This window comes from Candidatus Thiosymbion oneisti (assembly GCF_900092655.1).
GTDB classification, from domain to species: Bacteria; Pseudomonadota; Gammaproteobacteria; order Chromatiales; family Chromatiaceae; genus Thiosymbion; species Thiosymbion oneisti.
The window spans coordinates 1-234 of the sequence record NZ_FLUY01001596.1 but is presented as its reverse complement, the minus strand read 5'-3'; the positions used below and the strand labels follow the sequence as shown (position 1 = coordinate 234).

At 65.4% G+C, this 234-nt stretch carries 1 protein-coding gene; it reads left to right on the top strand.

Translation table 11 applies throughout. The features are described from left to right. Nucleotides 1-182 (top strand): hypothetical protein (locus BQ17_RS22880; protein ID WP_218068313.1); only part of this gene is annotated, 182 nt, incomplete at its 5' end. Nucleotides 183-234: the final 52 nt, after the last annotated feature.

Genomic DNA, 234 nt, shown 5'->3' with positions numbered 1-234 from the left:
CAATCCTGAATGATTCGGCGCGGTTTGGGGGGAAAGATCCCTCCTGCGTCGGGACAGGGTTTGACGGGTTGCGTTTCGACGCCCAACGGCTCGTTGAGCGACGGCCAGGTCCGTACCGGCGTCTCAACGCAACCTACACCCAGGTTACCCCCGCGCGGCCGGCCCGCGCGGCCTCGCGTTAAGTGTAGGTTGGGTTAGGCGCGCGGTTCGATCCCGAAGCCCAGTGACAGGGCT